Consider the following 13,518-nt stretch of genomic DNA (forward strand, 5'->3'; position numbering starts at 1 on the left):
CGTACGAAAGGCGCCCGACATGGCCGAACGACAACTCGACGACCTGGCAACGCGATTCCGCGACGCCATGGCTGCCGTGTGCACGCCCGTCGCGGTGGTGACGGCGATGGACGGTGAACGTCCCCACGGCACGACGGTCAGTGCCTTCGCCTCGTTGTCGATGTCGCCACCGTCGGTCCTCGTCTCCCTCGATCACGGTTCGGACCTGCTGTCCCTCGTTCTCCGCTCGGGCACCTTCGGAATGAACGTGCTGGGCAACGCCCAGGCCGCGCTCGCCGCGCAGTTCGCCCGCAAGGGCACCGACAAATTCGACGGGGTGTCCTGGAGTGTCGACGGGGGAGTGCCGCGACTGGCCGGTGTCCCGCACTGGGTCGCAGCGGAGGTGATGGACACCGCCGACGCCGCAGACCACACCGTCGTGTTCGGCCGGGTGGTGCAGGTCGTAAGCGCGGAAATTCCACCTCTGACCTACCACGCACGGGTGTTCGGAACCCATGCAGCACTTCCCGAGACGGCTACAACGATCGGCGGTACGCGACGATGACGTACGCGGAACAGGTCGAGGGTGCAGCGGATTCCGACTCCGCTCTGCAGAGGGCACGGGAGTCCTTCGCTGCCGTGTTCGGAAACGGTCGGTTGTCGCTGGACGAACTGCGGCGCAATCTCGACACCATGATGCTCGAATCCGAACTCGCCGAGGACGTCTTCGTCGAAGAGATCGTCGTCGGCGGAGTCGAGTCGCTTCGTGTGACGGCCGGATCGGATGTCGACGACAAGGTTCTCGTCTGGTTCCACGGCGGGGGATACGTCATGGGCAGTCCACACGGATACCGGCACGCCGCCGCGGCACTGTCGCGCGCTCTCGGATCTGCGGTTGTCCTCCCCGATTATCGACTCGCCCCGGAACATCCGTTTCCGGCCGCGCTCGACGATGCCGCTGCGGTAGTCGATGCGCTCATCTCCGAGTACGGACCGGAACACACGGTCGTCGGCGGCGACTCGGCCGGCGGTGGGCTCACGGTAGCGACGCTGGTGCATGCCAGGGACCGCGGAGCAGCGCTTCCCGCAGCTGCGGTGGCGGTGTCGCCACTGGCGGATTTCACCGCGTCGGGACAGAGCGTCGCCACGAACCGCGACACCGACCCGGTCATCACAGAACGTTCCCTCGGCATGCTTGCCGCGACCTATCTCCGCGGGCACGACCGAGACCATCCCCTCGCTTCACCCGTCTTCGCCGATCTGTCCGCGCTGCCACCGATCCTGCTGCTGGCCAGCGACAGTGAGATCCTGCTCGACGATGCGGTGCGGATCCATCAGCGAGTGCACGCGGCCGGTGGCAACAGCACACTGTCCGTCTATGCGGACACCTGCCACGCGTGGACGCTGTTCACCGCTTTTCTCCCCCGAGCACGCGACGGCGTCGCCGAGATCGCCGACTTCGTCAGGAAGGTCCTGCCATGACCATCAGCGTCACCGACGATGCTTCGGCTCGCCACATCCTGATCGACCGGTCCGAGCGGATGAACGCCGTCGACAAGGACACACTGCACCAGATGGCCGATGCGATCGAAGTTGCCGGCGAGGATCCCGCGGTGCGGGTGATCGTGGTGTCGGGCGCCGGCAGGGCCTTCTGCGCGGGTGGTGATCTCGACGTCGAGGATCCGTTGTCGGTCGAGAACACTGCCGGCACCTCGGACGCTGCCGCCCGCTGTATAGCTGCGATCACCCGTGTACCTCGTACGGTCGTCGCGGCAGTTCGCGGACCCGCGATCGGGGTGGGTGTATCGATCGCCCTTGCTGCGGACATCACGGTCGTCCGCTCCGACAGTTATTTCTCCATGCCGTTCACGTCGATCGGTCTCATGCCCGACGGCGGCGCCACGGCTCTCGTCGCTGCATCGGCCGGCCGTGCAGTGTCCATGCGCATGTCGCTGCTCGGAGAACGTGTGAGTGCATCCGACGCGTTCCGTACAGGACTGGTCGCCGCAGTGTACGAACCGGACGTCTTCGAGTCGGAACTCGGTGCCCTGGTCTCCCGACTGAGCACGGTGTCGCGCGAAGCGGTCACGGAGACGAAGTTCGCGATCAACGGTGCCACTCTCGACGAACTCGAGCGTGCGTTCGCCCGGGAACGCGACGGTCAGATCCGACTGACCACGACGGACGAATTCCGCGGTGCCGTCGAGGCATTCATGACCAAGCGGACCAGATCCGCAGAGCAGTAGAGGGGCAATCATGTCGATCGCTGATATCCGTCGCACGTTCCGTGTCGATGCGCGCTGCCCGGCCGGCGCCCGCGTCCGGCGTGCTGCCGCCGACGTCGCCGCGGGCAGAACGATAGTCCTGCTCGATCCCGCTCGTGGGGAGTCGAGGCTGGTCGTGGCAGCCGAACATGTGACCACCGAATCGTTGGCATTCATGATCCGTCACACCTCGGGTTACGTAGAAGTCGCGGTACCCCAGGTGGATTGCGAACGCCTTCATATTCCGTGCATGTGGCCGTTCGGTGATACGAACAGTTCGGTACCGGCAGTGACCGTGGATGCGGTGGAAGGTGTGACCACCGGCATCTCCGCGGCCGACCGGGCCCACACGATCAGGACCATCGCGGACCCGCGGACCGGTCCGTCGGCGCTGTCCCGGCCGGGCCACGTGGCCCCCGTCATCGCACGGAATGGCGGTGCGGGATTCGCCGAATCCGTCGTGCAGTTGATGAAGGTCGCGGGTGTGCGCCCGATGGCCGCACTGTGCGAACCGGTCTCTCCCGTCGATTCGACGAGAATGGCGACCGAGAAGGAGGGCATCGACTTCGCAACCGACCACGCACTGACCTTCCTGTCGGTGTTCGACCTGGCCGTGTATTCCCACTGAGTTCTGCGATCCGAACTTTCGGCGCGCTCGCTTCGTTCGAGGAGTTCTCTTGTCCTTCGTCGTGACACAGCCCTGCTGTAACGATGCCGCCTGTGTCCAGGTGTGTCCTGTCGACTGTATTCGGCCGACCCCCGACGACCCGCAGTTCCGGTCCACGGAGATGCTCTACATCGATCCGAAGACCTGCATCGACTGCGGGGCGTGCATGGAGGCATGTCCGGTCGAGGCGATCCACCACGAGGACGAACTGCCGGAAGACCAGGTGCGCTTCCGTGAGATCAATGCGGAGTACTTCGTACGGCACCCCCTCGTCTCCTCCGGGATCTCGTACGAGAAGCCGACTTCGGCCAGGATTCCGAAGCAGGAAACACCGCTGCGGGTTGCGGTGGTGGGCTCGGGACCGGCCGGTATCTACGCTGCGGCCGAGTTGATGGGACGGATGCCCAACGGCAGCGTGGAAGTCGAGATGTTCGAACGGCTTCCGACGCCGTGGGGACTCGTACGTGCCGGCGTCGCACCCGATCATCTCGCGACCAAGGCCGTGACCGATGTCTTCCGGAGGATCACCGGCAAGTCGGGACTCCGCTTCCATCTCAACGTCGAGATCGGCCGGCACCTCACACACGACGAACTGCTCGAGCACCACCATGCCGTCGTCTATGCGGTCGGTGCGCTCGACGATCGCAGACTCGATGTTCCGGGAGCCGAACTTCCCGGCAGCGAAGCCGCCACGGACTTCGTCGCCTGGTACAACGGCCACCCGGACCACGCGCACCGGACGTTCGATCTGCGCAGCGAGCGCGCGGTGATCGTCGGGAACGGGAACGTCGCGCTCGACATCGCCCGCATGCTGGTGACGGATCCGGACGATCTCGTCCGGAGCGACATGGCCGAGCACGCTCTGGAGGCGCTGCGTGACAGCCGGATCCGTGAAGTCGTCGTGCTGGGCAGACGAGGAGCGGCGCAGGCCGCCTACACGACCCCCGAACTGCTCGCCCTTGGGCGCCTCCCCGGCGTGGATGTCGTGGTCGATCCGGACGAACTCGAAGCGGGGCACGTCCCCGATGCGGAGGTGCCCTTCACTACGGATCTCAAGACCCGCGTCGCGCGCGAATACGCCGCAGCGGTTCCCGACCCGGCCCACAAACGGGTCGTCCTCCGTTACCTGGCGTCGCCGACACGCATCCTCGGGGAGGACCGGGTCGAGGGCGTGGAGATCACCCGCAACGAGCTCGTGAGAAGCGACGACGGAACCGTCACCGCTCGCGCAACCGAGCATCGCGAGGTCATCGAGACGGGACTGGTGCTGCGGTCGATCGGCTTCCGCGGCAGATCGGTTCCCGGTGTGCCGTTCGACGACCGAGCGGGCGTGATACCCAACCTCGACGGCAGGGTCGTGGATCCGCGAACCGGGAGTTCCCTACCCGGGGTCTACACGACAGGCTGGGTCAAACGGGGGCCGTCCGGGGTGATCGGCACCAACAAACAGTGCGCACACGACACGGTGACGGCGCTCATCGACGACTTCCTGGCCGGCCGACTTCCGGACCCGTCCGGCGACAACGGGCGCGATGCTCTCGACGAGCTCGTCCGTGACCGCCGTCCCGAGGTGGTCGACAGAAAGGGATGGCTCGCCATCGACGGCGCGGAGCGAGCACGTGGGCGAGAGACGGGGCGTCCACGTGTGAAGATCACCGACATCCGCGAGATGCTCGAAATCGCGCAGGTCGGCGCGCCCGTGACGACCTCAGGAGCATGATCACGGACGCGCGACACGGGCGACTTTCCTCCTGTCGGAGGGGAGGGATATGGTCGGGCGCATGATCATCGTGAGCACCGACGGATCCTGCCTTCGCAATCCCGGTGGCGCCATCGGGTGGGCGTGGGTCAATCACGAGGGGCCCAGCGCGTCGGGCGGTGAACGTTCGGGCACGAATCAGATCGCCGAACTCCGAGCGGTACTCGAAGCCCTGCGTGCCCACCCGGGTTCCGAACCGATGATCATCGAATCCGATTCGCAGTACGCCATCAAGTGCGCCTCCGAATGGCTGCCCGGATGGAAGCGCAAGGGGTGGAAGACGGCCACCGGTGCCCCGGTGAAGAATCTCGAACTCGTGCGCGCCATCGACACCGAGCTCACCGAACGCACCGGGCCGGTGCGGTTCCGGTGGGTGCGCGGACACGTCGGCAACCACTTCAACGAGATGGCAGACACACTCGCCGGGCAGGCCGCCCGCGAGATCGCGGCGCGCCCCGGCCCGATCGAGGTGCCCAGCGCACCGCTGGTTGCACCGAAGCCGCCGAAGCGCGTCGACGACGCCGAATTGACCCTGTTCTGAGAGGTTCCCGCTCCGCGGACCGCCGGGCAGGTCAGCGCGCGTAGACCGCGGTGGGCTGCCCGTTGATCGAGTGCACCGTCACCGGGGTGTCGAAGACGTCGGTGAGGATCTCGTCCCGCATGATCTCGTCGGCCGTGCCGCTGGTGACGATCAGGCCGTCACGCAGCGCGATGATGTGATCGGAGTACGCCGCCGCGATGTTCACGTCGTGGATGACGAGCACGATCGTCTTGCCGAGCTGGTCCGCCGCGCGTCGCAGCTGACGCATCATCAGCACGGCGTGTTTCATGTCGAGATTGTTGAGCGGTTCGTCGAGCAGGACGTACTTGGTGTCCTGCGCGAGCACCATGGCCACGAAGGTGCGTTGCCGCTGCCCGCCGGAGAGCTGGTCGAGGAACCGGTCGGCCAGGTCGGTCAGGTTGAGGAACTCCATCGCCTCGTCGACGTGGCGTACGTCTTCGGGCGTGAGCCGGCCCTGGCAGTGCGGGAACCGGCCGAAACCGACCAGTTCGCGGACCGTCAGGCGCGCGGTGATGTGGTTCTCCTGCCGCAGGATGGACAGGTGCTTGGCGAGTTCCTGCGACTTGGTCGTGCGTACGTCGAGTCCGCCGACGGTCACGCTGCCGCCGGTGGGCTCCATCAGCCGGCCGATGATCGTCATGAGGGTCGACTTGCCGGCGCCGTTGGGGCCGATCAGCGAGGTGATGCCGCCTTCGCGGATCGTTCCCGAGACCGGGCCGAGGACCTGCTTGCCCTGGTACGACATGGAGACATCACGGAACTCGATCACAGCGTTCCCTTTCTCAGGAGCATGAACAGGAACAGGATGCCGCCGACGAACTCGATGATCACGGTGAGGAATCCGCCCGCATAGAAGACGTGCTGCATGAAGAACTGGCCGAAGGCCAGGGTGATCACACCGAGCAGGAACGCCATGGGCATGACGTACTGGTGCTTGTACGAACCGGTGATCTGGTACGCCAGGGTGGCGACGAGGAAACCGAAGAAGGTCATCGGCCCGGCCAGCGCCGTCGCGAACGCCACGAGCAGTGCGATGAGAACGAGCATCAGCGTCAGCTCGCGCTTGTAGTCGACACCGATGTTGGTCGCGGTGTCGCGGCCGAGCAGCAGTGCGTCGAGACGGTGGCGGCGGCGCCACAGGATCACGCCGACGACGATGCAGATACCGAACGCGAGTGGCAGGTACTCACCGGGTACGGCCGACAACCGGCCCATCAGTTCGACCGAGAGCATGTCGTATTCGGAGGGGGAGAGCACGCGCTGGATGAACGTCGAGAGACTGTCGAAGGCCATCCCGAGCACGACACCCACGAGCAGCATCAGGAACAGACTGCCGAAGCGTCCGGAGAACAGCCAGCGGTAGAGCAGGGTCGCCAGTGCCACCATCAGCGCGGTCTGGAGGACGAGCTTCGGAATCCCTTCGGAGCTCGCGATCGCGGTGGCTCCGAAGAAGAAGATCGTCAGCGTCTGCATCAACGTGTACAGGGAGTCGAACCCGATGATGGACGGGGTGAGGATGCGGTTGTCCGTGACCGTGTGGAACACGACGGTTCCCATGCCGTGCGCGAACGCCGCCACCAGCATCGCCCCCAGGACGGTGAGCCGGCGCGGGAAGGTGAAGTCGAAGGACCCCCGGATGAACAGGAACAGATAGCAGGCGACCGCCACGGCGGCGATCACCGCGACGATGGCCAGACGCACGCCCGGCGACAGGCGGCGGCGGGTGCCCTCGCCGTCCTGAACGCGCCGGGACGGTACGGAATCAAGCACTGACATAGCGACGCTGCCTCAGAACCAGAGCGATGAAGACGACGGCGCCGACGACGCCGAGGATGACGGACGCCGGAATCTCCATGGGCGCGACGACGGTCCGGCCGACGAGATCGCACGCGAGCAGCAGGCCGGCGCCGATGACGGCGACCCACGGCAGGTTCTTGTGCATGTCGTCACCGAGCATCATCGACACGAGATTCGGGACGATCAGGCCGAGGAACGGGATGAATCCCACCACGACGGTGGTGACACCGGTGGCGACGGCGACCAGGGTGACGCCGAGGAAGACGACCTGCTCGTATCTCAACCCCACGTTGGTGGCGAGGTCCTTGCCGAGACCGGCGATGGTGAACCGGTTGGCGAGCAGATAGGCGAGGACCGCGACGACGAGCACTGCCCAGAGCGGTTCGTAGAAGCCGCGCACCACACTGCTGAATCCACCCGAGCGCCAGGCCGACATGGACTGCAGCAGGTCGAAGTTCCCGGCCAGGAAGGTGGTGATCGAACCGATCACGGCGCCGAGCATGATGCCGACGAGAGGCACGATGATCGACGATTTCAGGGCGATCCGGCGCAGGACGACGATGAACACCATCGTCCCGGCGAACGCGAAGATCACCGCGATCACCATCTTCACCATCGGCGGCGCGTTCGGAGCGAAGATCAGGGTGACCAGCAGGCCGAGCCCTGCCCACTGGGCGGTGCCCGCGGTGGTGGGTTCGACGAACTTGTTCTGGGTGATCAACTGCATGATCACGCCCGAGACGCTCATCGCCACGGCCGCGAAGATCAGGGCGAGGGTGCGGGGCACCCGGGAGATGAAGAACATCTCGCGGGCCTCGGGGTCGTTGATCAGCGACTCGATCGTGATGTCGTACCCGCCGACCATCAGGGAGGCCACGGTCAGTGCCAGAACGACCACCGAGATCAGCGGCAGCAGCACTTTCTTCTTCGTCATGGGGCTCGGATCTCGAGAAGGTGTGCCCGCGCATGCAGCCTGCCCCGACCCGTGATCCGGGGCGGGGCAGGCTGCTGTCGAGCGCTGAGCAAAGGGAATTACTGTGTGGCCGTGTCTGCGGCGTCGAAGGCGTCGGCGATCTGCTGGAACGCTTCGGTGTAGGACTCGATGCCCTCACGCTTGTAGAAGTCGCCGTCCAGGTAGATGATCTGGTCCTTCGTGGCGAAGGTGGTGCCGGCGAACGCCTCCTGGGCGTCGATGACGGCGGCGGCGGGCTGCGGTGCGTCCTCACCTGCGACAGCGGTGGCGGCGTCGCGATCCATGACGATCATCCAGTCGGGATCGGCCTGTGCGATGGTCTCGGGAGCCAGGCCGGAATCGCCGTGGACGTCGCCGGCGTCACCGGCGAACACGTCCTTCAGGTTCACGCCTTCGAGCAGGCGGCCGATGCGGCCGGCGCCGTTGTCGATCTTTCCGCCGGCAACGACGGCGAGGAAGACGGTCTCACCGTTGGTGGCGGCCCGGGCGGCCTCGGTGGCGGCGTCGAGTTCGGCGACGATCTCTTCGGCTTCGGCTTCCTTCTCGAAGATCTGGCCGAGCGCCAGGGTCTGGTCCTTCAGGCCCTGGATGTAGCCACCCTCGGACTCGTCCAGAGCGGAGACGTCCACGACCGGAGCGATCTTCGACAGTTCGCCGGTGAACTCGGTGAAGCGCGACCCGCCGATGATGAGGTCCGGCTCGGCCTCGCTGACGAGTTCGAGCTTCGGCTCGCGGTGCGTACCGACGTCGAGGATGGAGTCGTCCTCGCGCCACTCCTCGAAGCCGGTGTTCGGCAGGAGGGTCTTCGGCAGTGCGACCGGGGTGATGCCCCAGTCGCGCAGCATCTCGAAGGACTTGTTGTCGAGGGCGACGACCCGCTCGGGGCTCACCGGAACGTCCATCTCACCGTTGTTGGTGTCGATGGTGATGCTCGCGGTGTTCTCGGAGGCGGTCTCGTCGGTGCCGCTGTCCCCGCAACCGGTGAGGACGAGCGCGCCGGCGAGGGCCGGTGCGAGCAGCATTCGCTTGAAGTTCAGTTTCACGTTTCGACTCCGAGGGGCAGGGCGGCGTAGTGACGAAAGCCAAAACGCGCGACAGTCGGTAATGCAACGCTCACATAGTATTGGTTAGGCAATCCTGTGTCCCAACCGGATCCCGTAACCGGATCCGTGCCATGAACCGCTCTGCTGAAACCGTCGATCATCAGGCCCCCGGTGGTAGGGATTCGCCGGGTACGGTCACGTCATGAACGAAGTCGAGCAGATCGCCCGGTTCCGTAATGCCCACGGTCTCGACCACCTCGTCGACGTCCACACCCACTTCATGCCGCGCAACGTCCTCGACAAGGTCTGGGCGTACTTCGACTCGGCCGGCCCGTTGATCGGCCGCCCGTGGCCCATCACCTACCGGCACGACGAGGAGGAACGCGTCGCGCGACTGCGGGAGTTCGGGGTGCGGCGCTTCACCGCGATGTTGTATCCGCACCGCCCGGAGATGGCGGACTGGCTCAACGCCTGGGCGGTCGACTTCGCCTCACGCACCCCCGACTGCCTCCACACCGCGACCTTCTACCCGGAACCCGATGTGAAGGCCTACGTCGCTGCCGCGATCGATGCGGGCGCGCGCGTGTTCAAATCGCACATCCAGGTCGGTGACTACTCGCCACTCGATCCCTTACTCGACGACGTGTGGGGCGTTCTCGAGGAGACGGGCGTGCCCGTCGTGGTGCACTGCGGCTCGGGACCGGCGCCCGGAAGGCACACCGGTCCCGAACCCATGGCCGAACTCCTGCGCCGGTACCCGAGGCTGACGGTGATCGTCGCGCACATGGGTATGCCCGAGTACCGCGAATTCCTCGACCTCGCAGAGCAGTACGAGCGGGTGTATCTCGACACCACGATGGCGTTCACCGATTTCGTCGAGAGGGACATGCCGTTCCCGTCCGATCAGCTGCCCCGGCTCGGAGCGCTCCGGCGGAAGATCCTCCTGGGCAGCGACTTCCCGAACATCCCGTACGGCTACCTCCACCAGCTCGAGGTGCTCGAACGCGTGGCACCCGACGCCGACTGGATACGAGCGGTGTGCCACGACAACGCCGCATCGTTGTTCGGTCTCGACAGCTGGGAGCTGCCGGCGACGCGGCCGGTCAGACGGTGACCGCCCTGCGCAGAATCTTGCCGGTCGCGTTGCGCGGGAGCAGATCCTGCGTGATCCGCCAGACGGTGGGGATCTTGTAGTAGGCCAACTGCTCGGCGCAGAACGCCCGCAGATCGTCCTCGGTCGCGGTGCTGGTGGACCGCAGCACGACCACTGCCGCGACCTCCTGCCCGAGATCGTCGTTGTCGACACCGATCACGGCGCTCTCGACCACGTCGGGATGCTCGTCGAGGCGCTGTTCGATCTCCGTCGGATAGACGTTCTCGCCGCCACGCAGGATCAGGTCCGATCGTCGCCCGGTCAACCGCAGCCGACCGTTCTCGACCGTGCCGTAGTCGCCGGTACGCAACCATCCGTCGGCGGTGATCGCGGCGTCGGTGGCGGCCGGATCCGCCCAGTAACCGAGCATCACGTAAGGACTGCGAACGCACACCTCGCCCTCGGTGCCGTCGGGTACCCGTTCGCCGAACGGATCCCGGATCTCCATGCTCACACCGACGATGGGGCTGCCGAGTGTGCCCGGGAACGCTTCCAGTTCGGGAGCCGTGGCCACGGCGATGGCCGTGCTGCACTCGGTCAGCCCGTAACTGTCCACCAGGGCTTGGTCGGCGAAGGGGAACTTCTCGCGCAGGCGCTGCTTCAAGGCGGGAGAGGACGGTGCCGACGCGAGCGCGAACGCCGTGAGCGAGGACAGATCGTACTTGCCGGGATTCTCGTGCTCGAGCATCCGGGAGGCCATCGTCGGGACAGCGCCCCAGTTGGTCACCCGCTCCCGCTCGATGAGAGTGAACACCTTGTCGACGTCGAACGCACCTTCGGTCATGACGACCGCGCTGCCCGTCGCCAGTCTCGGTACCGCCAGATTGTGCAGGCTCGCGATGTGGAAGAGCGGCGACACCAGCAGGTACCGGTTGTCGCTCGGCACGGTGTCGTCGTAGGGGCGCTGCCGCATCGCCGCGACCAGCGCATCCGAATAGCGGTGGTAGTCGACCACCGCGAGCACATTGCGATGCGAGTGCAGGGCGCCCTTGGGGCGGCCGCTCGTTCCGCTGGTGAACAAGATGACCGCCGGATCGTCCTCTTCCACCTCGGCGAGCGGCAGTTCCGCGCCGGCACGCTCGGCGATGATGCGAGGCACCTCCCGCTCGATGGTGAGCAGGTCGAATCCCGAGACGTCGGCTGCGGCCAGCAGTTCGGCACGCTTGGCGTCGGTGACGATCACCTTCGGCTCGACGAGTTCCACCCCGTAGGCGATTTCGGCCGGAGTCCACCACGAGTTGAGGCCCACCGTGATCGCGCCGAGGCATTGAGTGGCCCAGAACGTGATGATCCATTCGGGGGAATTGGCGGCCAGGACGGCCACACGATCGCCCTTGCCCACACCGTGGTCGTCGCGCAGTGCGGTGGCGAGAGCGGCCACCGCGTCGGCGTGCTCGGTGAAGGAGATGCGACGGTCGGCGGTGACCATATAGTCGCGATCCCCCCACTGACGGGACGCGGCGACGAGGTCTCCGATCCGCCGGTCGCGGTTGCGCATCACCGGCATGCGATTGCCGCGCACCTCCTCTTCCACGAGCTCGAACCTGCCCCCTGGGCCGGTGAGATGCAGAACGACTTTCTGCATCATCTGCTGCAGATCTGATGGTGCTGTCAAGGATTCGCCTTTCTCGGGTCCCGCACGTCTTCGTCGCGCAGCACGACGTCCACGGGCGGCTCGCGTGACGCCCCTCGGGTGACGGACGGCACCGATCCTACGGGTTGTGTCGGCTGTCACAGAATGGTCTCGGTGAGTGGGAGTGGCCCAGGTCTCATTCGGTCCGATGGCTACCTTCGCGACACCCGACCTACCTTCGGGTCCCCCTCATCGCGCCTCGGCTCCGACCGAGACGAAGGAGTCCATCGTCGTGAAACTCAGTGCTGCATCGAAATCGATGGCGGGTCTGTTCGCCGTCGTCGTGGTGACCTCCGCCTGTGCATCGGACCGCGGCGCCGACCCGTCGGCCGGGGCGCTCGCTCCGGCTGCGGGAGCAGGAGTCGCTGCGGCTGCCCAGCCGGCCGAGACCTCGTTCGGAACTCTCGCCTCGCCGTGTGGACCCGGTGACGCCGCGGGCAGCACCGATCAAGGAGTGAACGACACCGAGATCCGCATCGGTTACGGCGACGACCGCGGATACGCCAAGAGCCCCGGGCTCAACAAGGAGATCGGTGACGCCGTCACCGCCATGATCGACTGGTGCAACGCGCAGGGTGGCATCAACGGCCGCACGATCGTCGGTACCAACTACGACGCGGCGATGATGCAGGCCAACTCGGTGATGCAGAACGCGTGCGCAAGCGAATTCATGATGGTCGGCCACGGCTTCGCCATGGACCAGACCTCGGAGCAGACGCGGGTCGCGTGCAATCTCGCGGCCGTCCCGGCCTTCACCGTCTCGCCCGACGCGGCCAACGGCCCGATGACCTATCAGGGCGTCCCGTTCCCGGTCGACTACGCGAACGGCTCCCAGTGGTTCCAGATCGCCGAGATGTACCCGGAACTGCTCGGCGAGTTCGACGTCATCGACAGCACGATGCCGACGATCATCTCGGCGAGCACCAAGATCCGGTCCATCGCCGAGGCTGCCGGGTTCACGCTGAAGAACTGCGGTGTCACGCTCAACTACGAAGGAGAGTCCAGCTACGCGCCCTTCGCCGAGAAGTTCAAGCAGTGCGGTGTGAAGGGCCTGTGGACCTCCCGTTCTCCGGTACCGGCCGAATTCAACTTCGTGAAAGCACTCGACCAGGTCGGTATCGATCCCATCCTGCTCGGTGAAGCCACCTGGTACGGCAACTCCGCGCAGATCTGGAACGGTGAGAACGGCCTGCTCGACAACCTGCACGCCGGCATGACCTTCCAGATGCTCGAGAACGCCGACGCCGTTCCGGCCGTGAAGAAGTACGTCGAACTCGTCACCGAGCAGGGAGGTAAGACCGCGCTGCTCGGTATGCAGGCGACCTCCTCGTTCCTGCTGTGGGCCACCGCCGCGGATGCGTGCGGATCCGACCTGACGCGCCAGTGCGTCATCGATGAGCTGTCCCGGGTCCACGAATGGGACGGCGGTGGTCTGCACGCGGTCACCGACCCGGGTAACAACATGCCCGCGACCTGCGGTCTGGTCGTGACGCTCACCGGCGCCGAGTACAGCCAGGCATTCCCTGCGGAGGCGGGGACCTTCAAGTGCGACGACCGCTACCGCGTCGCCACCGACCCGAGCACCTGGGGCACCGAACTGGGCCCCGACCGCATCGCGACGAAATACCTGAACCCGAACGTCATCAGACCGACCGTCTGATCCGAGGGGCCGGTGCCGGCGGGAGGTG

The 13,518-nt window shown here is 66.0% G+C and carries 13 protein-coding genes; 8 read left to right on the forward strand and 5 right to left on the reverse strand.

Going from position 1 to position 13,518, the window contains the following annotated elements; genetic code table 11:
• The first annotated feature begins 19 nt into the window (after positions 1-19).
• The 6 genes from MOM01_RS03375 to MOM01_RS03400 all read left to right on the forward strand — a co-directional run bounded on the left by MOM01_RS03375 (position 20) and on the right by MOM01_RS03400 (position 5,210).
• On the forward strand, positions 20-544 hold the full coding sequence (locus MOM01_RS03375) for a flavin reductase family protein (RefSeq protein ID WP_241383962.1): 525 nt from the start codon (positions 20-22) through the stop codon (positions 542-544).
• Positions 541-1,461 carry an alpha/beta hydrolase fold domain-containing protein gene (locus MOM01_RS03380; protein WP_241383963.1) on the forward strand — a complete coding sequence of 307 codons (921 nt, stop codon included), beginning with the start codon at positions 541-543 and terminating at the stop codon, positions 1,459-1,461. Before MOM01_RS03375 ends, MOM01_RS03380 begins: the two co-directional genes overlap by 4 nt.
• A complete protein-coding gene (locus tag MOM01_RS03385) occupies positions 1,458-2,225 on the forward strand; it encodes an enoyl-CoA hydratase-related protein (protein WP_241383964.1) in 768 nt (255 codons plus the stop codon). Before MOM01_RS03380 ends, MOM01_RS03385 begins: the two co-directional genes overlap by 4 nt.
• 10 nt (positions 2,226-2,235) lie before the next feature.
• Positions 2,236-2,871, forward strand: coding sequence for a 3,4-dihydroxy-2-butanone-4-phosphate synthase (locus tag MOM01_RS03390; protein ID WP_241383965.1), 636 nt, complete (start codon positions 2,236-2,238; stop codon positions 2,869-2,871).
• Positions 2,872-2,920: 49 nt separating this feature from the next.
• Positions 2,921-4,630: an FAD-dependent oxidoreductase gene (locus MOM01_RS03395; RefSeq protein ID WP_241383966.1), complete on the forward strand. Its 1,710-nt coding sequence runs from the start codon at positions 2,921-2,923 to the stop codon at positions 4,628-4,630.
• Positions 4,631-4,691: 61 nt separating this feature from the next.
• Complete coding sequence (locus tag MOM01_RS03400) at positions 4,692-5,210, forward strand: ribonuclease H family protein (RefSeq protein WP_241383967.1); 519 nt, start codon at positions 4,692-4,694, stop codon at positions 5,208-5,210.
• 31 nt (positions 5,211-5,241) lie between these two features.
• Here the strand turns inward: MOM01_RS03400 and MOM01_RS03405 are convergent, their stop codons facing one another.
• From MOM01_RS03405 to MOM01_RS03420, 4 genes are all read right to left on the reverse strand, one after another.
• On the reverse strand, positions 5,242-6,000 hold the full coding sequence (locus MOM01_RS03405) for an iron ABC transporter ATP-binding protein (RefSeq protein ID WP_241383968.1): 759 nt from the start codon (positions 5,998-6,000) through the stop codon (positions 5,242-5,244).
• Positions 5,997-7,007, reverse strand: coding sequence for an iron chelate uptake ABC transporter family permease subunit (locus MOM01_RS03410; protein ID WP_241383969.1), 1,011 nt, complete (start codon positions 7,005-7,007; stop codon positions 5,997-5,999). The genes MOM01_RS03405 and MOM01_RS03410 overlap by 4 nt, the downstream gene beginning before the upstream one ends.
• On the reverse strand, positions 6,994-7,962 hold the full coding sequence (locus tag MOM01_RS03415) for an ABC transporter permease (RefSeq protein WP_241383970.1): 969 nt from the start codon (positions 7,960-7,962) through the stop codon (positions 6,994-6,996). Before MOM01_RS03415 ends, MOM01_RS03410 begins: the two co-directional genes overlap by 14 nt.
• A 98-nt stretch (positions 7,963-8,060) precedes the next feature.
• Positions 8,061-9,044, reverse strand: a complete 984-nt coding sequence (locus tag MOM01_RS03420; protein WP_241383971.1) for an ABC transporter substrate-binding protein — start codon at positions 9,042-9,044, stop codon at positions 8,061-8,063.
• A gap of 202 nt (positions 9,045-9,246) precedes the next feature.
• Here MOM01_RS03420 and MOM01_RS03425 point away from each other — a divergent pair, with 202 nt between their 5' ends.
• On the forward strand, positions 9,247-10,158 hold the full coding sequence (locus MOM01_RS03425) for an amidohydrolase family protein (protein WP_241383972.1): 912 nt from the start codon (positions 9,247-9,249) through the stop codon (positions 10,156-10,158).
• Here the strand turns inward: MOM01_RS03425 and MOM01_RS03430 are convergent.
• Positions 10,148-11,785, reverse strand: coding sequence for a class I adenylate-forming enzyme family protein (locus MOM01_RS03430; RefSeq protein WP_374112253.1), 1,638 nt, complete (start codon positions 11,783-11,785; stop codon positions 10,148-10,150). The two genes, MOM01_RS03425 and MOM01_RS03430, sit on opposite strands and share 11 nt — an antisense overlap.
• 304 nt (positions 11,786-12,089) lie before the next feature.
• On the opposite strand from MOM01_RS03430, the gene MOM01_RS03435 reads away from it, so the two are divergent.
• Complete coding sequence (locus MOM01_RS03435) at positions 12,090-13,490, forward strand: ABC transporter substrate-binding protein (RefSeq protein ID WP_241384047.1); 1,401 nt, start codon at positions 12,090-12,092, stop codon at positions 13,488-13,490.
• Positions 13,491-13,518: the final 28 nt, after the last annotated feature.

This window comes from Rhodococcus sp. CH91 (assembly GCF_022554085.1).
In the GTDB taxonomy this organism is placed as follows: Bacteria; Actinomycetota; Actinomycetes; order Mycobacteriales; family Mycobacteriaceae; genus Rhodococcus.